We start from the raw sequence: 25,123 nt of genomic DNA on the forward strand, positions 1-25,123 counted from the left end.
ATCGCGCCGTGGGCATCAGCCATTACATCAAGGAGATCGGCCGCGGCAAGCAGGGCGCACGCCCGCTGGACCGCGCGCAGGCGGCCGACCTCTTCGGCCAGCTGCTCGATGGAACGGTGACGGACCTGGAGGTCGGCGCCTTCTGCCTGGCCATGCGCATCAAGGGCGAGACGCCCGAGGAGATGGCGGGCTTCCTCGATGCGACGCGCTCACGCATGAACCTGCTGCCGCGTGGCGAATCGACCGTCGTCGTGCTGCCGAGCTACAACGGCGCGCGCCGCCTTCCGGTGCTCACGCCGCTGCTCGCGCTCCTTCTTGCGCAGCGCGGCCTGCCCGTGCTGGTGCACGGCACATCGACCGAAAGCAGCCGCGTGTTCATCACCGAAGTGCTCGGCGCGCTCGGCATCCCGGTGCTCGACACGCTGCGGCCACTTCGGCGCGGTGAGGCGGCGTTCGCGCCCACCGAACTGCTGCACCCGGGCCTCAAGCGATTGCTCGACGTGCGGCGCGTGGTCGGCCTGCGCAACTCCTCGCACAGCCTGGTGAAGCTGATGGACCCGTGCGCCGGCCCGTCGGTGCTGGTGGGCAGCTACACGCATCCGGAATACGCGGCGTCGATGGGGGCGGTGTTCGAGCTCATGGGCTCGACCGCCTTGCTGCTGCGAGGCACCGAAGGTGAAGCGGTGGCCGACGCGCGCCGCATGCCGCAGATGGAAGGCTTCATCCAGGGCCGCCGCGTCCTGCTGGAGGAACGCCGACCCGGCACGCTGACGGATCTGCCCGGCTGGCCTTCCGGCACGGATGCCGCGGCCACCGCCGCGTACATCCGCGAGGTGCTGAACGAGAAGCAGCGGCTGCCCGCATCGATCGAATTGCAGGTGGAACACATCTTGCATCTCGCGTCGGCATCATGATCAGGGAGACGAAGACCATGAACGATTCACAAGGCAAGGTCACGCTCGTCGGCGCCGGGCCCGGCGATCCGGAGCTGCTCACCCTCAAGGCCGTGAAGGCGCTGCGCGCCGCGACCGTCGTGCTGGTGGACGACCTGGTGAGTCCCGACATCGTCGCGCTCGCGCCCCAGGGCGCGCGCATCGTGCACGTGGGCAAGCGCGGCGGCTGCAAGAGCACGCCGCAGGCCTTCATCGAACGCCTGATGGTGATGGCGGCGCGCGAGGGCGAGAACGTCGTGCGCCTCAAGGGCGGCGACCCGTTCATCTTCGGCCGGGGCGGCGAGGAGGTGGAGCACCTGCGCGAGGCCGGCGTGCACGTCGAGGTCGTCAACGGCATCACATCGGGCCTGGCGGCGGTGACCGCGCTGGGCGTTCCCCTCACCCATCGCGAGCACGCGCAAGGCGTCGTGTTCGTCACCGGGCATGCGCAGCGCGGCGGCGAGCCGCCGGACTGGCGCGCGCTGGCCGAGGCCGCGCACCAGGCGCGCCTGACACTCGTCATCTACATGGGCGTGAGCGGCGCGCAGCAGATCCAGGACCAGCTGCTGGCCGGCCTGCCCGCGCGCACGCCCGCCGCGGTCGTGCAGCGCGCGACGATGCCCGACCAGCGCGAGGCCATCACCACGCTGGGCGAGCTGGCCGCGACGATCGCGCGCGAGCAGATGACCAGTCCCGCCGTGATCGTCGTGGGCGACGTGATCCGCGGCGTGGCCGCGGTCCGGCAGGAAGAGCCCAGGGTTCGCGCGGCCTGACCGCCGCACCGTGCGGCGCACGCGCGGCACAATGGCGGCCCATGCCGTCCAGCAGCCTGCGCCTTCTCGCCGACCTCGTGCTGCTGCTGCACCTGGGCATCGTGCTGTTCGTGGTCGGCGGCCTCGTGCTGATCGTCGCCGGCAATGCACTGCGCTGGTCCTGGGTCAATGCGCCGGCCTTCCGGTTCGCGCATCTCGCCGCCATCGTCTACGTCGTGGCGCAGCAGTGGCTCGGCGCGGTCTGTCCCCTCACCACGCTGGAAAACTGGTTGCGAACGCAAGCCGGCGAGAGCGGCTACGCCGGCGGCTTCGTCGAGCACTGGGTGCAGTGGCTCCTCTTCTACGATGCGCCGGGCTGGGTCTTCACCCTCGTCTACACCGCCTTCGGCCTCGCGGTCGCAGCCGTGTGGATCGCCTTTCCGCCGCGGCGCGGTCCTCGCCTGCGCGGAGGCTGACGGGCGGTGGAGCGTTTCGATGCGGTGGTGATCGGGGCCGGCGCCGCGGGCCTGTTCTGCGCGTCGGTCGCGGGCCAGCTCGGCGTGAAGGTGCTGCTGCTGGACCACAGCGAGCGCATCGCCGAGAAGATCCGCATCTCCGGCGGCGGCCGCTGCAACTTCACCAACCGCGACCTCGACCCGCGCGCGCCGCACAAGCACTTCCTGGGCGAGAACCCGAACTTCTGCCGCAGCGCACTCTCGCGCTACACCGCCACCGACTTCATCGACCTGGTGCGGCGGCACGGCATCGCCTTCCACGAGAAGCACAAGGGCCAGCTGTTCGGCGACCGCAGCTCGGAGGACTTCATCCGCATGCTGATCGCCGAGTGCGACGCCGGCGGCGTGACGCGCTGGCAGCCGTGCCGCGTGGCCGCGGTGCGGCACGGCGCCGAGGGCTACGAGCTGGACACGGATCGCGGGCCGGTGCGTGCGCCACGCGTGGTGATCGCCACCGGTGGCCTGTCGATCCCCAAGATCGGGGCCACCGATTTCGGCTACCGCATCGCCCGGCAGTTCGGCGTGCGCATCATCGAACCGCGTCCGGCGCTGGTGCCGCTGACCTTCGAGGGCGAGGACTGGGCGCCCTATTCCGGCTTGGCCGGACTGTCGCTGCCGGTGCGCATCGCCACCGGCGCGAAGAAGGCGGCGATGGCGTTCGACGAGGACCTGCTCTTCACGCACCGCGGCCTGTCCGGCCCCGCCGTGCTGCAGATCTCCAGCTACTGGCAGCCGGGCACGCCGATCCGGATCGACCTCGCACCGGGCGCGCAGCTGCCCTCGGCGCTGCAACAGGCCAAGGGTCGATCGCGCAAGCTGCTGGCCAACGAGCTCGCCGCGTGGGTGCCCGCCCGCCTGGCGGACGCCTGGGTGCAGCGCGACCCGGCCTGGCAGCGCCCGGTGAACGAAGCCGCCGACAAGGCGCTGGCGTCCTTGGCCGAGGCCCTGGCGAACTGGGAGCTGGTGCCCAGCGGCTCCGAGGGCTATCGCAAGGCGGAGGTCACCGCCGGCGGCGTGGACACGCGCGAGCTGTCGTCGCAGACGCTGGAATCGCGCCAGCCGGGCCTGTACTTCATCGGCGAAGTGGTCGATGTCACCGGCTGGCTCGGCGGCTACAACTTCCAGTGGGCCTGGTCCAGCGGCTGGGCTTGCGGACAGGCGCTCGCCGCCGCGCGCGGCTGAGGCCTGCTGCTGCGCCGGGCCGGCCCGGATTGCCCGCCGGGCTCGGGTGGTTATAATCGCAGGCTTTGCCGGCATACCCCGACGGCCAGATCACAGTTGTAGTCGGGGAACCCCCGCCGCAAGCCCGATCTTCTTGCGGCACCTTCGAGATCCATGGATTCATGACGACCATTCGTGTTAAGGAAAACGAGCCCTTCGACGTGGCCCTGCGCCGCTTCAAGCGCACCATCGAAAAGCTCGGCCTGCTGACGGAACTGCGCGCCCGCGAGTTCTACGAAAAGCCCACCGCCGAGCGCAAGCGCAAGAAGGCCGCAGCCGTGAAGCGCCACTACAAGCGCGTGCGCAGCATGCAGCTGCCCAAGAAGCTGTACTGAACGGAAGGCGCCGCGCCGCGGCTGCCCGCAAAGCCTGCCCGGGGACGCTCGCGCAGGCTTTTTTCATTTCACCTTGAAGGAAGACCGATGAGCCTGAAGGAACGCATCACCGAGGACATGAAGGCCGCCATGCGCGCCAAGGACACCGAGCGCCTGGGCACCATCCGCCTGCTGACAGCCGCCATGAAGCAGAAGGAAGTCGACGAGCGCATCGAGCTGGACGACGGGGCCGTGGTCGGCATCGTCGACAAGCTCATCAAGCAGCGCAAGGACAGCATCGACGCCTTCCAGACGGCCGGCCGCCAGGACCTGGCCGACAAGGAAGCGGCCGAGGTGCAGGTGCTGCAGGCCTACCTGCCCGCCCGCCTCTCGTCCGACGAGATCGCAGCCGAGGTCCGGGCCATCGTGGCGGAACTCGGTGCCAAGGGACCGGGCGACATGGGCAAGGTGATGGGGACCGCGAAGCAGCGCCTGGCCGGAAAGGCGGAGATGGGGCAGGTGTCGGCGGCGGTGAAGGCGGTACTATCCGGCGGCTGACGGACCCACCGGAGGACACGTATGCAGCTGACCGCCGTTCTGATGCCCGCCCCGGAAGGCGGCTACACCGCGCTCAATCCGGAAACCGGCACCACAACCGAGGGTGAGACCATCCAGGAAGCACTCAGCAATCTGCAGGAAGCGACGGCGCTCTATCTCGAGGAGTTCCCAGGCGTCACGGGTGGCCACCCGATCGTGACGACCTTCGACCTGCAGGCGCGTGCCTAGCCTGCCCCGCCTGTCAGGTGCAGAGATCATCCGGGCTCTCGAGCGGCTGGGCTTCGTGCGCGTACGCCAACGGGTAGTCACGTGATGATGCGGCGAGGTGCCACCGGTTGCGTCGTGCCCGATCACCGGGAAGTCAAGGTCGGCACCTTGTCGGGGTTGTTGAAGCAGGCCGGCGTGAGCGCCGAGGACTTCGTCGCCAGCCTGAAAAACTGAGCGGCCGGGGCGAGCACCGGCCAAAGGCGGTCACGACCCCGCCACCTTCATCCTGTTCACCAGCACCGACCCCACGGTCTTCGCGCCGTAGTTGTACGTGTCCGAACCCACGGCCTCGATGCCCTGGAACATGTCCTTCAGGTTCCCGGCGATGGTGATCTCCTGCACCGGGAACACGATCTCGCCGTTCTCCACCCAGAAACCGCTGGCGCCGCGCGAATAGTCGCCCGTCACGTAGTTGACGCCCTGCCCCATCAGCTCGATGACGAAGAGGCCGGTGCCCAGCTTGCGCAGCATCTCGACCAGGTCGTCCCCGGGCTGCGTGCGGCGCGAGACGAGCGACAGGTTGTGCGAGCCGCCGGCGTTGCCGGTGGTCTTCATGCCCAGCTTGCGGGCCGAATAGCTGGAGAGGAAATAGCCTTCCACGCGCCCGCCGTCGACCACCTTGCGCGGCGCCGTGCGCACGCCTTCCTCGTCGAACGGCGCGCTGCCCTTGCCGCGCTTCTGGTGAGGATCCTCCAGCACGTCGACGTGCGGCGCGAAGACCTGCTTGCCGAGCGAATCGACCAGGAAGCTGCTGCGCCTGTACAGCGATCCACCGCTGACCGCCTGCACGAACGCGCCCAGCAGGCCCGCGGCCAGGGGCGACTCGAACAGCACCGGGCATTCGCGCGTGGCGATCTTGCGCGACTTCAGGCGCGCCAGGGCGCGCTCGGCCGCATAGCGCCCGACGGCTTCCGGATCCGCCAGTTCGCCCGGCGCGCGCATCGACGAATACCAGGCGTCGCGCTGCATGTCGTCGCCCTTGCCGGCGATCGGCGCAACCGAGACCGAATGGCGAGAGCTGGCGTAACCGCCGCGGAAGCCCCGCGTGTGTGCGCTGAAGAAATGGCTCTGCTGCGCCGAAACACCGGCGCCCTCGCTGTTGGTGATGCGCTTGTCGGTCGCGAAGGCCGCGGCCTCGCACCGCAGCGCGATGCGGGCGGCTTCCTCGCTGTCGATGCTCCAGGGATGGAACAGGTCCAGATCGGGCTGCTCGCGCGGACCGGCAATGTCGCCGGCATCGGGCAGGCCGGCCACCGGGTCTTCGGCCGTGAAGCGTGCGATGTCGTAGGCGGCCTGCACCGTCTGCTCGATCGCGGCGCCGGAGAAATCGGAGGTGCTGGCGTTGCCGCGGCGCTGGCCGATGTAGACGGTCACGCCGAGCGACTTGTCGCGGTTGCGCTCGACGTTCTCCAGTTCGCCCTTGCGCACCGAGACCGAGAGGCCGCAGCCTTCGGAAGCCTCCGCCGCCGCATCCGTGGCGCCCAGTTTCTTCGCATGGGCCAGCGCGGTGTCGACGAGTTGTTCGAAGGTGGCGCGGCTGTACGAAAAGCCGCTCGATGCACGGGAGGGTTCTGTCATGGCGGGGGCTATGATACTTGCGGCCTTCGCGGCCTCACCGGCCCTCGCGCCGCCCACTTCCCGCCATGTCACGCAAACCGAAAAAGGGCTACTTCGTGCGCGGCCAGTTCGTTGCCGAAGGCAGCGAACTCGACCTGCAGCTGAAGGCCGAACAGAAGCATTTCCAGGAGAACAGCAAGACCGAGCTCAAGCGTGAGAGCACGGAGCTGCAGAAGCTCGGCGAATCGCTGCTCACGCTGCGCGCGGAGCTCGTGGAGCGCCTGCAGTTGCCCGACAAGCTGCTCGACGCGCTCGAGGAAGCGCGCCGGATCACCAACTTCGAAGGCAAGCGGCGCCAGATGCAGTTCATCGGCAAGCTGATGCGCGGCCTGGACGAAGAGACGCTCACCGCCGTGCGGGACGCGCTCGACGACCAGCACCAGGGATCGGCTCGCGAGAGCCTGGCGCTGCACGAGGCGGAGCAGTGGCGAGACGACCTGATCGAGCGGGACGACGCCCTGCAGCGGTGGCTGGACCAGCATCCCGGCACCGACAGCCAGCAGCTGCGCGCGTTGATCCGCCAGGCCCGCAAGGACCGCCAGCCGAACCAGGACGAGATCTCGCGCGGGCTCGTGCCGCGCCACGGGCGCGCGTACCGCGAGATCTTCCAGATGGTGAAGGAGCAGCTGCAGCATGAGTGAGACGTACGACCCCGTTCGCATCGGCATCGTGTCGGTGAGCGACCGCGCCTCCAGCGGCGTGTATGAAGACAAGGGCCTGCCCGCGCTGCGCGACTGGCTCACGCGCGCGCTCAGGAACCCGATCACCTTCGAGCCGCGCCTGATACCCGACGAGAAGGACCGCATCAGCGCCGCCCTGGTGGACCTCGTGGACCAGGTCGGCTGTCACCTGGTGCTCACCACCGGCGGCACCGGCCCGGCGCGGCGCGACGTCACGCCCGAAGCCACGCTGGCGGTCGCCGACAAGGAGATGCCCGGCTTCGGCGAGCAGATGCGGCAGATCAGCCTGAGGTTCGTGCCGACGGCCATCCTCTCGCGCCAGGTCGCGGTGATCCGCGGCGAAGCGCTTGTCATCAACCTTCCGGGCCAGCCCAAGTCGATCCAGGAGACGCTCGAAGGCCTGAAGGACGAGGCGGGCAAGGCCGTGGTGCCCGGCATCTTCGCGGCCGTGCCCTATTGCATCGACCTGATCGGCGGGCCCTACCTCGAGACGAACGACGAGGTGTGCAAGGCGTTCCGGCCGAAGTCGGCGGTGCGGCCGCCGCGCGCGGCATGAATGCGCAGGAGCGGGTGCGGCACACGCTCGCGGACATCGGGGCGCGTGACGGCGAGCTGCGCTCCTTCGTGGCGGTGCATGACGAGGCCGGCGCCGCGCGCGAGCTGCAGCGCGCGTCGAGCAGCGGCGGCGCTCTGCAAGGCCTGCCGGTCGGCGTCAAGGACATCTTCGACACGGCGGCGCTGCCCACCCGCTACGGCTCCGCCCTGTACAGCGGCCACCAGCCGCGCAGCGACGCGGCCATCGTGCAGGCGATCCGGCGCGCGGGCGGCGTCGTGGTCGGCAAGACCAGCACGACCGAGTTCGCTTTCCTGAATCCGACGGATACGCGCAATCCGAATGCGCCGGGCCGCACGCCGGGCGGATCGTCGGCGGGATCGGCCGCTTCGGTCGCCGCCGGCCTGGTGCCGCTGGCTGTGGGCACGCAGACCGGCGGCTCGGTGATCCGGCCCGCTTCGTACTGCGGCGTCGTCGGTTTCAAGCCGACCTACGGCGTGCTGCCGACGCCGGGCCTCAAGCCGTTCTCGTGGTCGCTCGATACGGTGGGCCTTTTCACGCGAACCGTCGACGAGATGGCGGCTTGCGCGAGCGCGATCGCCGGGCAGGACTGGTCGCGTCCGGGCGGCGGCGGAACCCCGGTGTTCGGCATCGCGTGGGCTTATCCGTGGGAGCCGCTCTCCGCCAGCGGACGCAAGGCGCTCGAAGCGGCGGCCGCGGCGCTGCGCGAATCCGGCGCGACCGTGCGCGACGTGCACCTGCCCGAATGGCTCGGGCCCGTGTTCCAGGCCCACGATGCGGTGCAGGGATGGGAAGCTTCGCGCGCGCTGGCCGACGAATACGAATTCCATGCCGATGCGCTCTCGCCGATCCTGCGCGACTACCTGACGCAGGCGCGCCGTGTGGACGACGCGCGCTACGAGGCCGGCCTGGCCGACGCGGCCGCAGGACGGCAGAACCTGTCCACGCTGTTCGACGGCATCGACGTGCTGCTCACGCCGGGCGCGCCCGACGAGCCGCCGCAAGGCTACGGCTCCACCGGCGCATCGACCTGGAATCGCGCGTGGACGCTGCTGCACGTGCCCTGCCTCAATGTTCCGGGGCTGCAGGGAGTGAACGGGCTGCCGATGGGCGTGCAGGTGATCGCGCCGATTCGCGAAGAGGCGCTGTGCCTGCGCGCGGGGCGTGTTCTGCAAAACGCGCTGCGACAGCGCGGCTAAGGCTTCGCCTTTGCGGCCACCTGCTGCATCGCCTTGGCCACACCGCGCAGGATGTGGATCTCCTCCGGCGTCGGCTGCGCGCGGTTGAACAGCCGGTTCAGCCGCGGCATCAGCTTCTTCGGCGCGGCGGGGTCGAGGAAGCCGATGTCCACCAGCGCCTGCTCCCAGTGCTCCAGCATGCCGGCCAGCGCCTGCGCATCGGCCGCCTCCGGTTGCGAGGCCGACGGCGCCACGCCGAAGCCGCCCAGCGCCTGACGCCACTCGTACGCGATCAGCTGCACCGCCGCGGCGAGATTGAGCGAGCCGTAATCGGGCGCGGTGGGAATCGTCAGCGCGACGTGGCAGCGGTACACGTCCTCGTTGCGCATGCCGTAACGCTCGGAACCGAAGAGGAACGCGACTCCCTGCGAGCGCTGCGGCAGCAGCGGCAGGTGTTCGCGCGGAGTCGCCGTGGGCGGGCCGAAGTCGCGCGGCGTCATGGCGGTGGCGCAGAGCGTGTCGACGCCGTCGAGCGCATCGTCGAGCGTGGCGACCACGCGGGCCTTCTCGAGCACGCCGGTGGCGCCGCTGGCGCGCTCGACGGCTTCGGGACGCGACAGCACGTCGGCCCAGCGCGGCGCCACCAGCACCAGGTCGTCGAAGCCCATCACCTTCATCGCCCGCGCGACCGCACCCACATTGCCCGCGTGGCTGGTCTGGATCAGGATGAAGCGCGTCTTCAAGAGGTGCGAGGCCCGGTAAAATCGCGTGCATTGTCGCTGCCCGCATCGTCGGGCGCGTTCCCGCACCCAAGGTGCTGCTCCTGACCTGCCGCGCACGGAACCCACTGGATCCGTCCGGCCCTTAACAATCCATGCCGTCCAACCTGCACCCCATGCTCAACGTGGCCATCAAGGCCGCACGCGCCGCCGGCGCCATCATCAACCGCGCCGCCCTCGACGTCGAGGCGGTGCGCGTCTCGCAGAAACAGGTCAACGACTTCGTGACCGAGGTCGACCACGCGAGCGAGAACGCGATCATCGAAACGCTGCTCACCGCCTACCCCGACCACGCCATCATGGCCGAGGAGTCCGGCCAGAAACATGGCCGCCAGGGCTCCGAATTCGTCTGGATCATCGATCCGCTGGACGGCACCACCAACTTCATCCACGGATTCCCGGTCTACTGCGTCAGCATCGCGCTGCGCGTGGGCGACCGCATCGAGCAGGCCGTGATCTACGACCCGACTCGCAACGACCTGTTCACCGCCACGCGCGGCCGCGGCGCGTACCTGAACGAGCGGCGCATCCGCGTCTCCAAGCGCACCGAGCTGTCGCGTTGCCTGATCTCCACCGGCTTCCCGTTCCGCCCCGGCGACAACTTCAACAACTACCTGCGCATGATGGCCGAGGTGATGCAGCGCACCGCCGGCCTGCGACGTCCCGGCGCGGCGGCGCTGGACCTCGCCTACGTCGCGGCGGGCTACACCGACGGCTTCTTCGAGACCGGCCTCTCGCCCTGGGACGTGGCCGCCGGCTCGCTGCTGGTCACCGAAGCGGGTGGCCTGATCGGCAACTTCACCGGCGAATCCGACTTCATCGACCAGAAGGAATGCGTGGCGGGCAATCCGCGCGTGTACGGCCAGCTGGTCGGCCTGCTCTCGAAGTACAGCAAGTTCGCCACGGCGGGAGAAAAGGCGCAGGTGCGGCAGGCCGCGAACCTTGTGGCCCCCGAAACCGCGCCCACGACGCACGCCAGCGACGCGCCCGACGACCGGTCCCCCGAGTGAGATGACGGGGCCGCTCGCCGAGTTCTTCCGCCAGGATCCCTGGACCGCCACCGGCCTGCTGGCCGTCGCGGCCGTGGTGGCCGCGCTCATCGTGCACTGGGTCGTCGGCGCACTGCTGCGCCGGGCCACGCGCGGCGCGCCCATCGTGCACCAGGTGCTGGTCGGCGTGGAGCAGCCCGCGGGCGCGGCGCTGCCGCTGATCGCGCTGCAGGCGGTCTGGCAGCTTGCGCCCAACGACCTGCCGCTGATCGGCAACGTCAGGCATTTCAACGGACTGCTCCTGATCGCTGCCCTGACCTGGCTGGCGAGTGCCGCCATCCGCGGCCTCGCGGACGGAGTGATCGCGCAGCATCCGGTGGACGTGGAGGACAACATCCAGGCGCGCCGGATCCATACGCAGGCGCGCGTGCTGTCGCGCACGGCGATGGTGATCGTGCTGATCGCCGGCACGGCGATGGCGCTCATGACGTTTCCCGGCGCACGCCAGGTCGGCGCGAGCCTGCTCGCTTCGGCCGGTGTGATCGGCCTCGTCGCGGGCCTGGCCGCGCGGCCGGTGTTCAGCAACCTGATCGCCGGGCTCCAGCTGGCGCTGGCGCAGCCGATCCGGCTCGACGACGTGCTGATCGTCAAGGGCGAGTGGGGACGCGTCGAGGAGATCACGGGCAGCTACGTGGTGCTGAGGATCTGGGACGAGCGGCGGCTCATCGTCCCGCTTCAGTGGTTCATCGAGAACCCGTTCGAGAACTGGACCCGCACCAACGCCCACCTCTTGGGAACGGTCTTCCTGAACGTGGACTACGCGCTGCCGATGGAGCGGCTGCGCGCTGAGGCCCAGCGCCTCGTGGAGCAGTCGGCGGAATGGGACCGCCGGGTCTTCGCGGTGCAGGTCACGGACGCGACCGAACGCACCATGCAGGTCCGGGTGCTGGTGTCGGCGGCCGACTCGGGCAAGGCGTTCGACCTGCGGTGCAAGGTGCGGGAAGGATTGATCGCGTGGATCGCGCGCGAGCACCCCGATTGCCTGCCTCAGGTCCGCAACGCACCGGCCGAAGCCGAATCGCCCGGCGGCACTTCGCGCACCGCCGAGGCCTAGAAAAAGGCTACTGCCCGTCCCAGGCCATCGTCGGCCCTTGCGGCGGATGCCGCCGGAACGCCGACACGTACAGCTGGCCGAAGAACAGCACGATGTTCATCTTCTGCACCGCCTCGCGGTGCAGCCGCCACACGTGCTGCAGCTGGGCCGGCTTGACGCCGGTGGCCACGGCGTCGGCGAGTTCGGCGCGCGCCGCGGTGGCGGATTGCTGCGCCTTGGCGGCGGCGCGGCTCGCCGCCGAGCAGACCACCTTGAGGTAGCCCAGCTGGTGCTGCGGCACCACCACGAATTCGGATCTCCTGGCCGGCATCTGGAACGCCCTCCCTGCGGCTTCCGTATGGATGAATCATGCTGGCAAGCGGCCGGCGGCGCACCTGTAGGACGCGCACGACGCCGCATGTGGGTTCGTGGCAAACACCCGGTTACCTCGCGGATCAATGTGGTCCGACGAACAGAGGGCGCGCGAGCCTACGCGTCGTAGCGCCTGCCGAGCAAGGCCGCACCCCCTCATACCGCCGAGCATCCCGAGCGCGGCGTGCAGTTGCGCCGGGAGGACTGATTAGTGATCGAAAGAATCCACGCATCGCGGCCAAGGTCAGCGGTGCTCGCCACGGTGGCGACCCTGTTCCTGGCTGCGTGCGGCGGCGGTGGCGGAGACGGCGGACCCCCTGCCGCGGCCGCGCCGGCGTCCGGATCGGGCGCCACCGCCGTGCAGCTCAGCTCGAGCATCACCGCCGAGCCGAACAAGACTTACGAGGTCGTCGCGAACGGCGGCGGAGCGGTCGACATCTCGCTGGCCATGCCCAACGCGCAGCCCGGCAACACCGTCCGCGTGACCGGCATCGGCGCCGCGCCATGGCGGCTGACCACCGGCTGGGCTCCGCGGGGTGCCGCCAACCTCTCCGAGACCCCCATCGTGATCGACACGCGCAACCTCGCGGGCAACCCGCCGCCGGGGCAAAGCTGGACGGCGCGGCTCGGGCCCATGCAGTGGCACTGGGTGGCCTCCGACCGGCTCGGCCGCGTGCTGGTGGCCATGGACAACCCCGGACAGATCCACCTGTCGCGCGACGCCGGGCAGACCTGGGATCCGATGAACAGCCCCGTCGAGAACTGGGTGTCGGCCAGCGTCTACCACTCGCCCGCTGCGGGCGATGCCAATGGACTCGTGAACGTCAACGTGCTTGCGGCCGGCTTCGGCGGCGGGCTCTACGAGACGGGTCCGAACGGATGGACCGCCGTGCAGTCGGGGATCCCGGGCGTCTCCTTCGCCGGGCGCGATTGGGAATCCGTCTCGGCGATCGACAACGGCCGCGCCATCGTCGCGATGCTGAACGCGCCGATCTACCACCGCCTCTCGGCGACGGCCACGTGGCTGCCGACCGTCCTGCAAAGCACCGGCCAACCGCTTGCGCGAGGCTGGCGCGGCGTCGCGCTGTCGCAGACCGGCGTGGCGCTCGCGGCGTCGCAGGACGGCGACGTCTACGTCTCCACCGACCTCGCCGCCGGCTGGGTGGCCCGGCCCGTGGTGGTGAACGGCACGATCCTCAACGACTCCTGGTACCGGACCGCCATCTCCCCCGACGGCCGCGTGATGGCGCTGGCGGGCCGGTTCAACTCCGGCCTGTACCTCTCGCGCGACCAGGGCCTGACCTGGACGCGGGCGAACACCCCGGCCGGCGACTACACGGCCCTGTCGATCAACGGCGACGGCAGCGTGATCGCCGCGACGATCACCAACGCTTCGGCGGGCGGAGCCGCCGCGGGCAGCGTGCAGGTCTCGCGCGACGGCGGCCAGACGTTCGCCGCACTGCAGATGCCCGGGGCGGACACCAACTGGCGCGCCGTGGCGCTGTCGGATGACGGCAATGCGATGACCGTCGCCGCCGGCACGTTCACGGGCGCCACCGGCCAGCTCTACACCTCGGTCGGCAACCGGACGAGCTACGGGGCCGGAAGCCTGGGCGGCGGACAGGGCTCCTCGGTGGAACTGGTGTTCGAGGGATCGTCCGACGCGGCTGCGCGCTGGAGCGTGCGCTCGTCGAGCGGAAACTTCACCGTGAGGTGACCGGGCCACCGGGCGCGCCGCGCCGGTGCGCCGGCCTCAGCGGCCGCGAGCGCAGGTCTCGATGACCTGCGCCGCCAGCGGGGCCAGTTCCGCGACCAGCCGCCTCTCCGGCCCGGTGGGCTGGCGCGTTTCGCGGAAGTAGGTGCCGAAGGTGCCGAGCACCGAGCCTTCGCTGCTCTTGATCGGCATGCTCCACGCGCTGCGGAAACCGATCGACAGCGGCAGGTGCCGCAGTTCGGCCCACTTGCTGTCTTCCTGGAAACTCGGCGTGATGGTGATCTCGCCCGTCGCGGCGGCCGACGCGCAAGTGCCCAGGCCGGGATGGGGACGCAGGCGGTCGATGCGGTCCAGGTAGTCGGCGGGCAGGTTCGGCGAAGCGCCGTTGCGCAGCAGGCCTTCGCGGTCGAGCACCAGGATCGAAGCCACGGTGCGGCCGCCCGCGAACTGCTCGACGGCCGACGTCAGCTGCGACAGCGCTTCGCGCAGCGAAGAACCGCGTGCCAGGAGCTCCGATACACGGCTCCTGGCCCGTGCCACAAGCTCATGCATGGGGTTCTCGTCCAGCTCCGGATTCATCCGCTCAGTCTACAGGCGCCCGGGCGGAGGCTCTTCGTGAGGCCGGATAATCGGGACCCAGACAGCAAGGAAACCGACGGGGACCGCACCCGTCGCGTTTCGGGCACGCGGCGATGCCGCGCAGCACGGAGGAGAGTCCCCTGAGCACGGAAGAGATGGCCATCAAGGCCGACGGGCACACGCCCATGATGGCCCAGTACCTCGCCATCAAGGCCCAGCATCCGAAGACGCTGGTCTTCTACCGGATGGGCGATTTCTACGAACTCTTCTTCGCCGATGCGGAAAAGGCGGCGCGGCTGCTGGACATCACCCTCACGCGCCGCGGCATGTCGGCCGGCCAGCCGGTGGCGATGGCCGGCGTGCCTTTCCATTCGGTCGAGGGCTACCTCGCGCGACTGATCAAGCTCGGCGAGTCGGTGGCCATCTGCGAACAGGTGGGCGACGTCGGCGCGAGCAAGGGGCCGGTGGAGCGCAAGGTCGTGCGCGTGGTCACGCCCGGCACGCTGACCGACACCGAGCTGCTCTCGGACAAGTCGGAGGCCGTGCTGCTGGCCGTGCACCAGGGCTCGCGCCACCGGTGCGGGCTCGCCTGGTTGTCGGTGACGCAAGGCGCATTGCAGCTGGCCGAATGCGCCGGCGACGAGGTCGAGACCTGGGTGGCGCGAATAGCCCCCAGCGAGCTGCTGTTCAGCGCCGATGTCACGCCCGCCTTCACGCAGCGCCTCAACGCGCTGCGCTTTTCGACCGGCGTCTCCCTGACCGAGCGCCCAGCATTCCAGTTCGAAGCCGGGCTGGGCCTGCGCAAGCTGCTGGAACAACTGAATGCGGCAACGCTGGCTGCTTGGGGCGCGGACGAACTCACGCACGCGCACGCCGCCGCCGCCGCCCTGCTCAGCTACGCCGAGCACACGCAAGGGCGCGCGCTGTCGCACGTGCAAAGCCTGCAGGTGCAGCGCGACGACGAGCTGATCGACCTGCCGATCACCACGCGCCGAAACCTGGAGCTGGTGCAGACGCTGCGCGGCGAGGACTCGCCCACGCTCTTCTCGCTGCTGGACACCTGCATGACCGGCATGGGCAGCCGCCTGCTCAAGTGCTGGCTGCTGGAGCCGCGCCGCGACCGCACGCAGGCGCAGGAGCGGCTCGATGCGCTCGACCTGCTGCGCGGCGGCGCCTGGCAGCGGCTGCGCACTGAGCTCAAAGGCACCAGCGACGTCGAGCGCATCACCGCCCGGATCGCGCTGCGCCAGGTCCGGCCCCGCGAGCTGGTCGGCCTGCGACAGTCGCTCGAAAAAGCACGGCAACTCGCCGGGGCCCTCGAAGGCGGCACCGAGCTGCTGGCGCGCCTGCGCAATGACCTCGTGCCGCCGCCCGGCTGCGCGCAACTGCTGCAGGCCGCGATCATGGAAGAGCCCGCCGCGCTGGTGCGCGACGGCGGCGTGATCGCCACCGGTCACGACGCAGACCTCGACGAGCTGCGCGCCATCCAGGAGAACGCCGACGGCTTCCTGCTCGAACTCGAGCGCCGCGAGCGCGAACGCAGCGGCATCGCCAACCTCAAGGTGCAGTTCAACCGCGTGCACGGCTTCTACATCGAGGTGAGCCAGGGCCAGCTGGACAAGGTGCCCGCCGACTACCGCCGGCGCCAGACGCTGAAGAACGCCGAGCGCTTCATCACGCCGGAGCTCAAGACCTTCGAGGACAAGGCGCTGTCGGCGCAGGAACGCGCGCTCGCCCGCGAGAAGTTTCTCTACGAGCAACTGCTCGACGCCTTGCAACCGCATATCCCGGCGCTCAGCCGCCTCGCTCGCGCGCTGGCGTCGGTGGATGCGCTGTGCGCGCTGGCCGAACGCTCGTTGACTCTGGGCTGGTGCCGACCGCAGTTCATGAAGGAGCCGGGCATCGAGATCACCCGTGGCCGCCATCCGGTGGTGGAGGCGCGCCTGGCAGAAACTTCCGGCGGCGCGTTCATCGCCAACGACACGCGGCTCGGGCCCAAGCAGCGCATGCAGGTGATCACCGGCCCCAACATGGGCGGCAAGAGCACCTACATGCGGCAGGTCGCGCTGATCTGCCTGCTGGCCGCGATGGGCTCGTACGTGCCCGCATCGGCGTGCCGCCTCGGGCCGATGGACGCGATCCACACCCGCATCGGCGCGGCCGACGACCTGGCCAACGCCCAATCCACCTTCATGCTGGAGATGACCGAAGCAGCGCAGATCCTGCATTCGGCCAGCCCGCAGAGCCTGGTGCTGATGGACGAGATCGGCCGCGGCACGTCGACCTTCGACGGCCTGGCGCTGGCCTCGGGCATCGCGGCCCACCTGCACGACAAGACGCAGGCCTTCACGCTCTTCGCGACGCACTATTTCGAGCTGACCGAGTTCTCCGCGAAGCACCACTGCGCGGTGAACGTGCACGTCAGCGCCACCGAGTCGGGCAGCGACATCGTGTTCCTGCACGAGATCCAGCCCGGGCCCGCCAGCCGCAGCTACGGCATCCAGGTGGCGCGCCTGGCGGGGATGCCTGCGGCGGTGGTCAATCACGCGCGCCATGCCCTCGCCGCGCTGGAGCAGCAGCAGGAGGCTGCGCGCGAGCAGGTCGACCTGTTCGCGCCGCCGCCGGAGCCGGTGCGGCAGGGCCCGAGCCCCGTCGAGGCCGCGCTGTCGTCGCTGGACCCGGATACCATGAGCCCGCGGGAAGCGCTGGACGCGCTCTACGCGCTGCGGAAGAAACTGGACTCGAAATGACCTACTGCGTCGGCATCAAACTCAATGCGGGACTGGTGTTCCTGTCCGACTCGCGCACCAACGCGGGCGTGGACCACATCAGCACCTTCCGCAAGATGATCGTGTACGAGCGGGCCAACGACCGCTTCATGGTGCTGCTGACGGCAGGCAACCTGTCGATCTCGCAGTCGGTGCGCGAGATCCTGCAGGTCGAGCAGCTCAAGGACCCGGAAGGCGGCGAGCCGATCACGATCTGGAACGCCCGCAGCATGTTCGACGCCGCCCGCGTGCTGGGCCAGGCGGTGCGCCGCGTGTACGACCGCGACGCCGCGGCGCTCAAGCACGCCGGCGTTGAGTTCAACATCTCGATGATCTTCGGCGGCCAGATCAAGGGCGAGGGCATGCGCCTCTTCTCGGTGTATTCGGCGGGCAACTTCATCGAGGCCACGCCGGAGACGCCGTACTTCCAGATCGGCGAATCCAAGTACGGCAAGCCGGTGCTCGACCGCGTGCTCACGCCCGACACGCCGCTGGACGAGGCGGCCAAGTGCGCGCTGGTGTCGATGGACTCCACCATGAAGTCCAACCTGTCCGTCGGGCCGCCGCTGGACCTGGTGGTCTACGAAGCCAACCGCTACCAGACCGACAGGCTGGTGTGCATCGACATGTCCAACCCGTACTACCGGATGCTGCACTCCAGCTGGGGCCAGAAGCTGCGCGAGGTGTTCGACAGCCTGGAGGACCCGGTCTGGGACGATGCGCACACCGATACGCCGCTGAAGGTGGCGGATTCGCAGAACAAGCCGCTGAAGAAGATCACGCGGCCCGAAGAGAAACTGATCTGAGTCTTGGCCCTCGTCGTCTTCTCCCACGCCAACAGCTTTCCCGCCGCGACGTACGGCGTCCTCTTCAGGCAGCTTCGCTCGCGCGGATTCACCGTCAGGGCCGTCGATAAGTTCGGCCATGACGAACGCTACCCGGTCACCGACAACTGGCCGCACCTGGTGCAGCAGCTGCACGACTTCGCCGAGCGCGAGGTGGCGAAGGCGGGCGAACCGGCCTTCCTGGTCGGCCACTCGCTGGGCGGCATCCTGAGCCTGATGTGCGCGGCCCGGCATCCCCAGCTCGCGCGCGGCGTGCTCCTGCTGGATTCGCCGGCGATCGGCGGCTGGAAGGCCAAGGCGCTGGGCGCGGCCAAGTCGACGCAGCTGGTGGGCTCGATCTCGCCCGGCCGCATCAGCCGCAAGCGCCGCAACCGCTGGCCGAGCGCCGAAGACGCGCTCGAGCACTTCCGCCACAAGAAGGCCTTCGCCCGCTGGGACGAGCAGGTGCTGCACGACTACGTGCACCACTGCACGCACGAGCAGGACGGCGAGCGCGTCCTCGGCTTCGACCGCGACATCGAGACGGCCATCTACAACACGCTGCCGCACCACCTGGAAGGCGTGCTCAGGCGTCATCCGCTGCGCTGCCCCGCCGCCTTCATCGGCGGGCTGCAGTCGCAGGAGCTGCGGCAGGTCGGGCTGGCGATGACCACGCAGGTCACGCAGGGCCGGATGACGATGCTGGACGGCAGCCACCTGTTCCCGATGGAGAAGCCGCTCGCCACGGCGGCGGCCATCGAGGCCTCGCTGCGTTCTTTGGAGAGTTCTCCCTAAAGAGGGCTCGCATCGCAAGGTCGCCTGCGTCCTACAAGCGCGTGCCGCAGGGCCCCACAGGCCCCGATGGGTTCGAGGCTTCACAGTGGAGGCATGCCAACAGTTTCGCTGCGCACTGCGCACCAGGCCCCTCCCCTCGCGCTGCTCGCCATGGAACCGCTGCGCGCCATGTTCGACTTCGCGGCCTCCAGACTTGCTTTCGCTCCCGCGCAGCAGATTGGTGACGGGCATCCCGTCGTCGTCTTCCCCGGGCTGGGCGGCGCGCCGTTCACCACCTCGCACCTGCGCAGTTTCCTGTCCGGCTGCGGCTTCACCGCACATTGCTGGGGACGTGGCGTGAACACCGGACCGGAGGGCGACTTCGACGACTGGCTGGACGGGCTGGAAGCCGACGTGCGCCGCTGGCATGCGCAGAGCGGCCGCAAGGTGAGCCTGGTCGGCTGGAGCCTGGGCGGCATCTACGCCCGCGAACTGGCCAAGCGCTGCCCCGAAAGCGTGCGGCAGGTCATCACGCTCGGCACGCCGTTCGCGTCACTGCGCGGCAGCACGCATGCGGAGACGCTCTACAAATTCCTGCATGGCGACGTGGCGCAGCTCACCCCGGCCCTGGACGCGAGGCTGCGCGAATGTCCGCCCGTGCCCACCACCTCGGTCTACAGCAAGACCGACGGCGTGGTGTGCTGGCGCGGCTGCATCGAGCGCAAGTCGGCGCTGTCGGAGAGCGTGGAGGTGGAGGCGAGCCACCTGGGAATGGCGACGCACCCGGAGGTGCTGCGGATCGTCGCGGATCGCCTCGCGCAGCCCGAGGGGCAGTGGCGGCCGTGGAGGCGCAAGCGGCTGGCTTGAATCCTCTCAGTCCGACCGCGGCTTTTCCTCAGGGTCCGGCGACTTGCTGCGCCGGGCACGGAAGCCGTGGCGGCGAAGGTTCTCCAGCGCGCTCGCGGAGCCCAGGCCCCAGGTGCTGTCGCCTGCATCCGCCTCTCGCTGACCTGGCTCCTTCTCGTCGCCCTGCGACGAGTCGGGGCCTCTTTCCTGCTGATCCATCTGGCTACCCTGCCGGCCGCCGGCATGGGGCAGCCTCTGGCCGCCATGATGATGGCTGCCCGACAGCAGCCTTGTCGGACGCTCCCCGGCGGCGCAAGTAGGACTGAACGCGCACGGTCGGGTTGACCGCAGAGTCACGCATGCCACTCGACCCAGCCCATGCCCGAGGTCAGCAGCACCACGATGCCGAAGGCGATGCGGTACCAGGCGAAGGGCGTGAAGCTGTGGCTGGAGATGTAGCGCAGGAGCCAGCGCACGCACGCCCAGGCGCTCACGAAAGAGAACACCAGCCCGACGCTGAACATCGGCAGGTCCTGCGCCGAGAGCAGGCCGCGGTCCTTGTAGAGGCTGTACGCGCCCGCGCCGATGAGCGTGGGGATGGCGAGATAGAACGAGAAGTCCGTCGCCGCCTTGCGCGACAAGCCCAGCAGCATGCCGCCGATGATGGTGGCGCCGCTGCGGCTGGTGCCCGGGATCATGGCCACGCACTGCACCAGGCCGACCTTGATGGCGTCCAGTGCGCTCATCTGGTCGACGTCCGCGATGCGCACGGAAGCCTGCTGGCGGCGCTCGGCCCACAGGATCACCAGCCCGCCCAGGATGAAGGTGCTGGCGACCACCGCGGGCGTGAACAGGTTTTCCTTGATCGCCTTGCCGAGCACCAGGCCCAGCAGCACGGCCGGCACGAAGGCGATCAACACGTTCAGCGAGAAGCGCCGCGCCTGGTCCTGGGTGGGCAGCGCCGCCACCGTCGTGCTGATCTTCTGCCAGTAGACGATGATGACCGCAAGGATGGCGCCGGTCTGGATCGCGATGTCGAAGACCTTGGCCTTCTCGTCGTCGAAACCGAGCAGCGCGCCCGCCAGGATCAGGTGGCCGGTGCTGGAGATCGGCAGGAACTCGGTGAGCCCCTCCACCACACCCATGATCGCGGCCTTGGCCAGCAGGACTGCTTCCACTCGAAATTCCCCTCGTACTTCAAACGCGGATTATCGATTGCTCAGCAGTGGTTTTCGAGCCGATGGCCCGATCGGCTCACGAGAAGATGCATCGGACCGCGCCTACGCGCCGAGGCGCGGTCCACCTAATGCCGGGTTGGCAAGCACAGGCTCAAATGGAATCACCTTCATCTTCCAAGGAGCCGAACATGGGACGAGACAAACCCGCGGACCACGGCACGCCCACCTCGCTCGAAGGCGGTGATCACGACAGCGACAAGATGGCCCTGGGGCCGCACCCGGTGGGCACGGCAGCCGGCGGCCTGGCCGGCGCGGTCGCGGCCGGTGCCGCGGTCGGCAGCGTGGCCGGACCGATCGGTGCGGCCGTGGGCGGCGCCATCGGTGCGGCGGCGGGCGGCATGGCCGGTGCCCTGGTGGCCGACGCCGTCGACCCGAAGATGGAAGACGAGTTCTGGCGCAAGAACTGGAGCGACCGCAAGTACATCGACGGCGGCTTCACCTACGACCAGGACTACAGCCCGGCGTACCGTTACGGCGTGGAGACGTACAACCGCTACCCGGACCGCCATTTCGACGAACTGGAGAGCGACCTCTCCACCGGCTGGAGCGGTTACCGCGGCGAATCGCGGCTGGAGTGGGAGCACGCCCGGCCCGCCTCGCGCGACGCGTGGGACCGTGCGCGGACGTTGGCTTCGCGCAACCTGCCGCGCGACGCTGACGCGGACAATCCCTGAGTCCGAGGGCTGACGGGCGCCAGCCCGTCAGCTTGCCAAATCGTCCGCTCACTCCGGGCGCAGTGCCTCGCGCAGCTGCGCCGCGCACAACTGCACGGCGACATGGGCCTCGTCGATGACGCGGCCCATGGTGATGAAGCCGTGGATCTGCCGCTCGAAGTTGACCAGCGCCGACCGGTTGCCCGCCTCGGTGAGCTTCTGCGCGTAGGCCAGGCCTTCATCGCGCAGCGGGTCGTAGCCCGCGATCAGCACGAAGGCGGGCGGCAGCCGCGAATGGTCCGCATGCAGCAGCGGTGACGCGCGCCAGTCCAGGTCCTTCTTCGGATCGTCGATGTAGTGGTCGTGGAAGTACGTGATCGTGTCCCGCGTGAGCAGGTAGCCCTGTCCGTTCGTCTGATGCGAAGGCCAGCCGCGGCGCTGGTCGGTCGCCGGGTAGATCAGGAGCTGGAACACGATGGGCAAGCCGCCGCGGTCGCGTGCGTCCAGCGCGACGACGGCCGCCAGGTTGCCGCCCGCGCTGTCGCCGCCGACGGCCAGTCGGGCGGGATCGAGCTTCAGCTCCGCGGCGTGCTCGTGCACCCAGCGCGTCGCTGCGATCGAATCGTCCACCGCCGCCGGAAAACGGTTCTCCGGGCCCATGCGGTAGTCGACCGACACGACCGCGCAGCCCGATCCATTGGCCAGCTGCCGGCACAGCACGTCATGCGAGTCGCGGTTGCCGATCACCCAGCCGCCGCCGTGGTAGTACACCAGCACCGGCAGCACCTTCGACGGCGCGGCGCCCAGCGGCCTGTAGAGCCGCAGCGGGATGTCGCCGGCCGCGCCCGGCGCGGCCAGGTCGCGAGCCAGCGCCACCTCGGGCGGGTCGGGCTGGGTCACGGCGCGGCGCACGAGGTAGTACTCGCGCGCCTTCTCCGGGGTGAGCGTGTGGGTGGGCGGGATGCCCTTTTCCTCGATCAGGCGCAGCAGCGCCTGGGCCTGGGGGTGCAGCATCGAACTCTCCTGGGCGGGCGGTTGAGCGCCGCAGTCTGACACAGGCCCCTGCACCGGCCGCAATTGACTCCCGGCCGGCGGCGTTTCGTCGCGGGCCTGCGGCGGTTCGTCGCGCGGGCCTCGAAACCGGGCGGGCCTGCGAGCACATTGCAGCCATCGACAGACGACCAGGAGCCCCGCCATGGAACTCACCCCCCTCATCGCCGTCCACATGACGTCCGCGCTGCTGGCGGTCGCCACCGGACCCGTCGCGCTGTGGGCCCGCCGCGCGGGCGCGCAGAGGCCCCGGCTGCACCGCGCCTTCGGCTACGCCTGGGTCACGCTGATGCTGGTCACCGCGATCTCGGCGCTGTTCATCCGCGACTTCGAGCTGCCCAACATCGCCGGCTACACGCCGATCCACCTGCTGGTGCCGGTGACGCTGATCAGCCTGTTCGGCGCCTTCTACAAGCTGGCCCACGGCAACATCGCCGGCCACCGGATGGTGATGCGCAACCTGTACTTCGGTGCGTGCGTCGTAGCCGGCGCGTTCACCCTGCTTCCCAACCGCTACCTGGGCCAGCTGGTCTGGAGCAGCGTCGGCCTGATCTGAACCCTTTCTCCACCCCCGTCCAAAGGAGCACATCATGGAAAAGAGACTGAGCGATCGCGACATCGAACGCATGGCGCGCCGCAGCGCGGGCGCCCGCCTCGGCTGGTACATCCACGCCGGCGTGTACGTGGTGATCACCACGGCACTGGGCCTGCTGTCCGCGATGGGCGGCAAGGGATGGGCCGTGTACCCGGCGCTGGGTTGGGGCGCGGGCGTGGTCATCCACGGCCTGGTCGTGTTCTTCCTTACGGACGGACGCGGCGTCTACGAGCGCCTGGTGCAGCAGGAGCGCGAGCGCCTGTCGATGCAGCGCGACCCGTGGTGAGTGCCTGAGCCCTGCCTAGAATGACCCGCTGATGTCCGCCCCGCCCGCCGACCGCCCGCTGCCGCTGTTCCCGGTCGTCCGCATCGATCCGCGGGCGAAGCTGCGGCACCTGCTGCAGACCTGGCTGTTCTGCATCGCCATCGCGGTGCTGCAGTACGCCTTCGAGCCGAACAAGCCCTTCCTGCCGAACCTGGCGTTCTCGGTCTCGATCGGCAGCTTCAGCTGGGCGGTGGTGGACCTGGGAAGGCACTTCTTTCCCTCCTCTCGCGAGACCGGCTGGCCCGACCGGCTGCCCGGCTTGGTGCTGGTGCTGGCGGGGATCGCGGCGGGCTATCTGGGCGGCACGTCGCTCGGCGATGCGCTGTGCCGCACCTTCGGCTGGTACGGCGAAGTCGCACCGGTGCACAGCGCGACCGACCGCCGCTCGGCGCTGCTCATCACCACGATGGCGGGCATCGTCGCCAGCTACTACTTCTACAGCGTCAGCCGCGGCCACTACCTCGAACGACAGATGGCCGAAGCGCGCCGCCACGCCGACGAGGCGCGCCTGAAGCTGCTGGAGACGCAGCTCGAACCACACATGCTGTTCAACACGCTGGCCAACCTGCGCGCGCTGATCGCGGTCGACCCGCCGCGCGCGCAGCGCATGCTGGACCACATGATCGCGTACCTGCGCGCCACGCTGGACGCCTCGCGTGCCACCACGCATCCGCTGCAGGTGGAGTTCGACCGCGTGCGCGACTACCTGGAGCTGATGGCCATCCGCATGGGTCCGCGTCTGTCGTACGAGCTCGATCTGCCGCAGGAGCTTGCGCAGCACCCGGTGCCCACGCTGCTGCTGCAGCCGCTGGTGGAGAACGCGATCCAGCACGGACTGGAGCCGAAGGTCGAAGGCGGCCGGCTCACGGTGCAGGCGCGTTCCGACGGCGGCGAACTGGTGGTCGTGGTCAGCGACACGGGCGTGGGCCTGTCCGGCCCGGTGGCGCAAGGCCATGGCTTCGGACTCACGCAGGTGCGAGAGCGGCTCACTACCCTGTACGGCCCCGCGGCGCGCCTCTCCCTCGACCCGCTCCCTTCCGCACCGGGGGAAGGCTGGGGTGGGGACACGCACGGGGCCCAGGTCACCATCCGGCTGCCTCTTCGCACCCAATGACTTCCCCCACCGCCGTCATCGCCGAAGACGAACCGCTGCTGGCGCAGGCGTTGCAGTCCGAACTCTCGCGCGCCTGGCCGCAGCTCCAGGTTGTCGCGACCGTCGGCGACGGCGTATCGGCCGTGCGCGAGGCCCTCGGACGAAAACCCGACGTGCTGTTCTTCGACATCCGCATGCCGGGCATGGGCGGGCTCGAAGCCGCCGCGCAGCTCGCGGACGACTGGCCCGCCGGCGAGGCCTTCCCGGCGCTGGTGTTCGTCACCGCCTACGACCAGTACGCGGTGCAGGCCTTCGAGGCGCAGGCGGTCGACTACGTGCTCAAGCCGGTGCAACCGGAGCGTCTCGCCCGCACGGTGGCGCGACTGAAGGATCAGCTCGCGCGCCGGCAGGGTGACGACCAGGGCCTGGACGCGGCCGTGGAGCGCTTGCGGCACCTGCTCACCGCGCCGCCCACGCCCGCTGCTCCGCTGAAGGTGATCCAGGCCGGCGTCGGACAGGGCATCCGCATGGTTCCGGTGAGCGAGGTGATCGTCTTCGAGGCCGCCGACAAGTACGTGCGGGTGCTGACCGCGGCCCAGGAATACCTCATCCGCACGCCGCTGAAGGACCTGCTGCCGCAGCTCGATCCCCACGAGTTCTGGCAAGTGCACCGCGGCACCGTGGTGCGGGCTTCGGCGATCGAATCGGTCACCCGCGATGAGGCGGGCAAGCTGCACCTCACGCTGCGCGGCCGGCGGGAGAAGCTGCCGGTGAGCCGGCTGTACGCGCATCTGTTCAAGGCGATGTGAGCGGCGGGCAGCGC

At 69.6% G+C, this 25,123-nt stretch carries 28 protein-coding genes and 1 pseudogene; 23 read left to right on the forward strand and 6 right to left on the reverse strand.

Annotated features, from left to right (window positions below):
* Nucleotides 1-8 precede the first annotated feature (8 nt).
* The 8 genes and pseudogenes from ybiB to EZ313_RS13270 form a co-directional block, all read left to right on the forward strand.
* Entirely contained in the window at nt 9-914 is a 906-nt protein-coding gene (ybiB, locus tag EZ313_RS13235) for a DNA-binding protein YbiB (protein ID WP_135263763.1), read from the forward strand.
* A 17-nt stretch (nt 915-931) separates the two neighbouring features.
* Nucleotides 932-1,705 (forward strand): uroporphyrinogen-III C-methyltransferase, encoded by a 774-nt coding sequence (cobA, locus tag EZ313_RS13240; protein WP_135263764.1) that lies wholly within the window; start codon nt 932-934, stop codon nt 1,703-1,705.
* A gap of 41 nt (nt 1,706-1,746) precedes the next feature.
* A complete protein-coding gene (locus EZ313_RS13245) occupies nt 1,747-2,160 on the forward strand; it encodes a DUF2784 domain-containing protein (RefSeq protein ID WP_135263765.1) in 414 nt (137 codons plus the stop codon).
* Nucleotides 2,161-2,166: 6 nt separating this feature from the next.
* Nucleotides 2,167-3,381, forward strand: a complete 1,215-nt coding sequence (locus EZ313_RS13250; protein WP_135263766.1) for a BaiN/RdsA family NAD(P)/FAD-dependent oxidoreductase — start codon at nt 2,167-2,169, stop codon at nt 3,379-3,381.
* Nucleotides 3,382-3,542: 161 nt separating this feature from the next.
* A complete protein-coding gene (gene rpsU, locus EZ313_RS13255; protein ID WP_012346814.1) occupies nt 3,543-3,755 on the forward strand; it encodes a 30S ribosomal protein S21 in 213 nt (70 codons plus the stop codon).
* 87 nt (nt 3,756-3,842) lie between these two features.
* The gene (locus tag EZ313_RS13260; RefSeq protein ID WP_135263767.1) at nt 3,843-4,292 is read left to right on the forward strand and encodes a GatB/YqeY domain-containing protein; all 450 of its coding nucleotides are present in this window, start codon (nt 3,843-3,845) and stop codon (nt 4,290-4,292) included.
* Between the two features lie 21 nt (nt 4,293-4,313).
* Nucleotides 4,314-4,520, forward strand: a complete 207-nt coding sequence (locus tag EZ313_RS13265) for a type II toxin-antitoxin system HicB family antitoxin (protein WP_135263768.1) — start codon at nt 4,314-4,316, stop codon at nt 4,518-4,520.
* Nucleotides 4,521-4,592: 72 nt separating this feature from the next.
* Nucleotides 4,593-4,733 (forward strand): annotated as a pseudogene (locus EZ313_RS13270) (type II toxin-antitoxin system HicA family toxin); the annotation flags it as partial.
* 30 nt (nt 4,734-4,763) lie between these two features.
* Here the strand turns inward: EZ313_RS13270 and pmbA are convergent.
* A complete protein-coding gene (gene pmbA, locus EZ313_RS13275; RefSeq protein ID WP_135263769.1) occupies nt 4,764-6,137 on the reverse strand; it encodes a metalloprotease PmbA in 1,374 nt (457 codons plus the stop codon).
* Between the two features lie 65 nt (nt 6,138-6,202).
* On the opposite strand from pmbA, the gene yjgA reads away from it, so the two are divergent.
* From yjgA to EZ313_RS13290, 3 genes are read left to right on the forward strand one after another with little or no spacing between them, the layout of a single operon-like run.
* Nucleotides 6,203-6,817, forward strand: a complete 615-nt coding sequence (gene yjgA, locus EZ313_RS13280) for a ribosome biogenesis factor YjgA (RefSeq protein WP_135263770.1) — start codon at nt 6,203-6,205, stop codon at nt 6,815-6,817.
* The gene (mog, locus tag EZ313_RS13285) at nt 6,810-7,412 is read left to right on the forward strand and encodes a molybdopterin adenylyltransferase (RefSeq protein WP_135263771.1); all 603 of its coding nucleotides are present in this window, start codon (nt 6,810-6,812) and stop codon (nt 7,410-7,412) included. The genes yjgA and mog overlap by 8 nt, the downstream gene beginning before the upstream one ends.
* The gene (locus tag EZ313_RS13290) at nt 7,361-8,629 is read left to right on the forward strand and encodes an amidase (protein ID WP_240788646.1); all 1,269 of its coding nucleotides are present in this window, start codon (nt 7,361-7,363) and stop codon (nt 8,627-8,629) included. Before mog ends, EZ313_RS13290 begins: the two co-directional genes overlap by 52 nt.
* On the opposite strand, the gene EZ313_RS13295 is transcribed toward EZ313_RS13290, so the two are convergent.
* Nucleotides 8,626-9,351 carry an RNA methyltransferase gene (locus tag EZ313_RS13295; RefSeq protein WP_135263772.1) on the reverse strand — a complete coding sequence of 242 codons (726 nt, stop codon included), beginning with the start codon at nt 9,349-9,351 and terminating at the stop codon, nt 8,626-8,628. The two genes, EZ313_RS13290 and EZ313_RS13295, sit on opposite strands and share 4 nt — an antisense overlap.
* Nucleotides 9,352-9,482: 131 nt before the next feature.
* Here EZ313_RS13295 and EZ313_RS13300 point away from each other — a divergent pair, with 131 nt between their 5' ends.
* The gene (locus tag EZ313_RS13300) at nt 9,483-10,397 is read left to right on the forward strand and encodes an inositol monophosphatase family protein (RefSeq protein WP_135263773.1); all 915 of its coding nucleotides are present in this window, start codon (nt 9,483-9,485) and stop codon (nt 10,395-10,397) included.
* Nucleotide 10,398: 1 nt separating this feature from the next.
* Nucleotides 10,399-11,490 carry a mechanosensitive ion channel family protein gene (locus tag EZ313_RS13305; protein WP_135263774.1) on the forward strand — a complete coding sequence of 364 codons (1,092 nt, stop codon included), beginning with the start codon at nt 10,399-10,401 and terminating at the stop codon, nt 11,488-11,490.
* Nucleotides 11,491-11,497: 7 nt separating this feature from the next.
* Here EZ313_RS13305 and EZ313_RS13310 read toward each other — a convergent pair whose 3' ends face one another.
* Nucleotides 11,498-11,800: a hypothetical protein gene (locus EZ313_RS13310; RefSeq protein ID WP_135263775.1), complete on the reverse strand. Its 303-nt coding sequence runs from the start codon at nt 11,798-11,800 to the stop codon at nt 11,498-11,500.
* Between the two features lie 303 nt (nt 11,801-12,103).
* On the opposite strand from EZ313_RS13310, the gene EZ313_RS13315 reads away from it, so the two are divergent.
* The gene (locus EZ313_RS13315) at nt 12,104-13,558 is read left to right on the forward strand and encodes a WD40/YVTN/BNR-like repeat-containing protein (protein ID WP_135263776.1); all 1,455 of its coding nucleotides are present in this window, start codon (nt 12,104-12,106) and stop codon (nt 13,556-13,558) included.
* A gap of 36 nt (nt 13,559-13,594) precedes the next feature.
* Here EZ313_RS13315 and EZ313_RS13320 read toward each other — a convergent pair whose 3' ends face one another.
* Nucleotides 13,595-14,107 carry a GAF domain-containing protein gene (locus EZ313_RS13320; RefSeq protein WP_167772577.1) on the reverse strand — a complete coding sequence of 171 codons (513 nt, stop codon included), beginning with the start codon at nt 14,105-14,107 and terminating at the stop codon, nt 13,595-13,597.
* A gap of 182 nt (nt 14,108-14,289) precedes the next feature.
* On the opposite strand from EZ313_RS13320, the gene mutS reads away from it, so the two are divergent.
* The 4 genes from mutS to EZ313_RS13340 all read left to right on the forward strand — a co-directional run bounded on the left by mutS (nt 14,290) and on the right by EZ313_RS13340 (nt 19,367).
* On the forward strand, nt 14,290-16,884 hold the full coding sequence (gene mutS, locus EZ313_RS13325) for a DNA mismatch repair protein MutS (protein ID WP_135264649.1): 2,595 nt from the start codon (nt 14,290-14,292) through the stop codon (nt 16,882-16,884).
* The gene (locus EZ313_RS13330; RefSeq protein ID WP_135263778.1) at nt 16,881-17,708 is read left to right on the forward strand and encodes a proteasome-type protease; all 828 of its coding nucleotides are present in this window, start codon (nt 16,881-16,883) and stop codon (nt 17,706-17,708) included. Before mutS ends, EZ313_RS13330 begins: the two co-directional genes overlap by 4 nt.
* A 3-nt stretch (nt 17,709-17,711) precedes the next feature.
* Nucleotides 17,712-18,521: an alpha/beta fold hydrolase gene (locus EZ313_RS13335; protein WP_135263779.1), complete on the forward strand. Its 810-nt coding sequence runs from the start codon at nt 17,712-17,714 to the stop codon at nt 18,519-18,521.
* A gap of 93 nt (nt 18,522-18,614) precedes the next feature.
* Nucleotides 18,615-19,367: a lipase family alpha/beta hydrolase gene (locus tag EZ313_RS13340; RefSeq protein WP_135263780.1), complete on the forward strand. Its 753-nt coding sequence runs from the start codon at nt 18,615-18,617 to the stop codon at nt 19,365-19,367.
* 332 nt (nt 19,368-19,699) lie between these two features.
* Here the strand turns inward: EZ313_RS13340 and EZ313_RS13345 are convergent, their stop codons facing one another.
* The gene (locus EZ313_RS13345; protein WP_135263781.1) at nt 19,700-20,524 is read right to left on the reverse strand and encodes an undecaprenyl-diphosphate phosphatase; all 825 of its coding nucleotides are present in this window, start codon (nt 20,522-20,524) and stop codon (nt 19,700-19,702) included.
* 188 nt (nt 20,525-20,712) lie between these two features.
* Between EZ313_RS13345 and EZ313_RS13350 the strand changes: the two genes are divergently transcribed.
* Nucleotides 20,713-21,258 (forward strand): hypothetical protein, encoded by a 546-nt coding sequence (locus EZ313_RS13350; protein ID WP_135263782.1) that lies wholly within the window; start codon nt 20,713-20,715, stop codon nt 21,256-21,258.
* A gap of 48 nt (nt 21,259-21,306) precedes the next feature.
* Here EZ313_RS13350 and EZ313_RS13355 read toward each other — a convergent pair whose 3' ends face one another.
* Entirely contained in the window at nt 21,307-22,251 is a 945-nt protein-coding gene (locus EZ313_RS13355) for an alpha/beta hydrolase (RefSeq protein ID WP_135263783.1), read from the reverse strand.
* A gap of 181 nt (nt 22,252-22,432) precedes the next feature.
* On the opposite strand from EZ313_RS13355, the gene EZ313_RS13360 reads away from it, so the two are divergent.
* Genes EZ313_RS13360 through EZ313_RS13375 form a run of 4 tightly spaced genes read left to right on the forward strand, consistent with a single transcriptional unit; the run spans nt 22,433 to nt 25,109 of the window.
* The gene (locus tag EZ313_RS13360; protein WP_135263784.1) at nt 22,433-22,843 is read left to right on the forward strand and encodes a DUF2306 domain-containing protein; all 411 of its coding nucleotides are present in this window, start codon (nt 22,433-22,435) and stop codon (nt 22,841-22,843) included.
* Between the two features lie 34 nt (nt 22,844-22,877).
* Complete coding sequence (locus EZ313_RS13365; RefSeq protein ID WP_135263785.1) at nt 22,878-23,168, forward strand: 2TM domain-containing protein; 291 nt, start codon at nt 22,878-22,880, stop codon at nt 23,166-23,168.
* Nucleotides 23,169-23,199: 31 nt separating this feature from the next.
* A complete protein-coding gene (locus EZ313_RS13370; protein ID WP_135263786.1) occupies nt 23,200-24,321 on the forward strand; it encodes a sensor histidine kinase in 1,122 nt (373 codons plus the stop codon).
* Nucleotides 24,318-25,109: a LytR/AlgR family response regulator transcription factor gene (locus EZ313_RS13375; RefSeq protein WP_135263787.1), complete on the forward strand. Its 792-nt coding sequence runs from the start codon at nt 24,318-24,320 to the stop codon at nt 25,107-25,109. Before EZ313_RS13370 ends, EZ313_RS13375 begins: the two co-directional genes overlap by 4 nt.
* The last annotated feature ends 14 nt before the right edge of the window (nt 25,110-25,123 follow it).

The organism is Ramlibacter henchirensis, from assembly GCF_004682015.1.
GTDB classification, from domain to species: domain Bacteria; phylum Pseudomonadota; class Gammaproteobacteria; order Burkholderiales; family Burkholderiaceae_C; genus Ramlibacter; species Ramlibacter henchirensis.

What these genes read in the sequence shown, in the direction of transcription:
- cobA (WP_135263764.1), top strand. Translation starts at nt 932, where the DNA reads ATGAACGATTCACAAGGCAAGGTCACGCTCGTCGGCGCCGGGCCCGGC.
- EZ313_RS13245 (WP_135263765.1), top strand. Translation starts at nt 1,747, where the DNA reads ATGCCGTCCAGCAGCCTGCGCCTTCTCGCCGACCTCGTGCTGCTGCTG.
- rpsU (WP_012346814.1), top strand. Translation starts at nt 3,543, where the DNA reads ATGACGACCATTCGTGTTAAGGAAAACGAGCCCTTCGACGTGGCCCTG.
- EZ313_RS13260 (WP_135263767.1), top strand. Translation starts at nt 3,843, where the DNA reads ATGAGCCTGAAGGAACGCATCACCGAGGACATGAAGGCCGCCATGCGC.
- EZ313_RS13265 (WP_135263768.1), top strand. Translation starts at nt 4,314, where the DNA reads ATGCAGCTGACCGCCGTTCTGATGCCCGCCCCGGAAGGCGGCTACACC.
- pmbA (WP_135263769.1), bottom strand. Translation starts at nt 6,137, where the DNA reads ATGACAGAACCCTCCCGTGCATCGAGCGGCTTTTCGTACAGCCGCGCC.
- yjgA (WP_135263770.1), top strand. Translation starts at nt 6,203, where the DNA reads ATGTCACGCAAACCGAAAAAGGGCTACTTCGTGCGCGGCCAGTTCGTT.
- mog (WP_135263771.1), top strand. Translation starts at nt 6,810, where the DNA reads ATGAGTGAGACGTACGACCCCGTTCGCATCGGCATCGTGTCGGTGAGC.
- EZ313_RS13300 (WP_135263773.1), top strand. Translation starts at nt 9,483, where the DNA reads ATGCCGTCCAACCTGCACCCCATGCTCAACGTGGCCATCAAGGCCGCA.
- EZ313_RS13305 (WP_135263774.1), top strand. Translation starts at nt 10,399, where the DNA reads ATGACGGGGCCGCTCGCCGAGTTCTTCCGCCAGGATCCCTGGACCGCC.
- EZ313_RS13310 (WP_135263775.1), bottom strand. Translation starts at nt 11,800, where the DNA reads ATGCCGGCCAGGAGATCCGAATTCGTGGTGGTGCCGCAGCACCAGCTG.
- EZ313_RS13320 (WP_167772577.1), bottom strand. Translation starts at nt 14,107, where the DNA reads ATGCATGAGCTTGTGGCACGGGCCAGGAGCCGTGTATCGGAGCTCCTG.
- mutS (WP_135264649.1), top strand. Translation starts at nt 14,290, where the DNA reads ATGGCCATCAAGGCCGACGGGCACACGCCCATGATGGCCCAGTACCTC.
- EZ313_RS13330 (WP_135263778.1), top strand. Translation starts at nt 16,881, where the DNA reads ATGACCTACTGCGTCGGCATCAAACTCAATGCGGGACTGGTGTTCCTG.
- EZ313_RS13340 (WP_135263780.1), top strand. Translation starts at nt 18,615, where the DNA reads ATGCCAACAGTTTCGCTGCGCACTGCGCACCAGGCCCCTCCCCTCGCG.
- EZ313_RS13350 (WP_135263782.1), top strand. Translation starts at nt 20,713, where the DNA reads ATGGGACGAGACAAACCCGCGGACCACGGCACGCCCACCTCGCTCGAA.
- EZ313_RS13355 (WP_135263783.1), bottom strand. Translation starts at nt 22,251, where the DNA reads ATGCTGCACCCCCAGGCCCAGGCGCTGCTGCGCCTGATCGAGGAAAAG.
- EZ313_RS13360 (WP_135263784.1), top strand. Translation starts at nt 22,433, where the DNA reads ATGGAACTCACCCCCCTCATCGCCGTCCACATGACGTCCGCGCTGCTG.
- EZ313_RS13365 (WP_135263785.1), top strand. Translation starts at nt 22,878, where the DNA reads ATGGAAAAGAGACTGAGCGATCGCGACATCGAACGCATGGCGCGCCGC.
- EZ313_RS13370 (WP_135263786.1), top strand. Translation starts at nt 23,200, where the DNA reads ATGTCCGCCCCGCCCGCCGACCGCCCGCTGCCGCTGTTCCCGGTCGTC.
- EZ313_RS13375 (WP_135263787.1), top strand. Translation starts at nt 24,318, where the DNA reads ATGACTTCCCCCACCGCCGTCATCGCCGAAGACGAACCGCTGCTGGCG.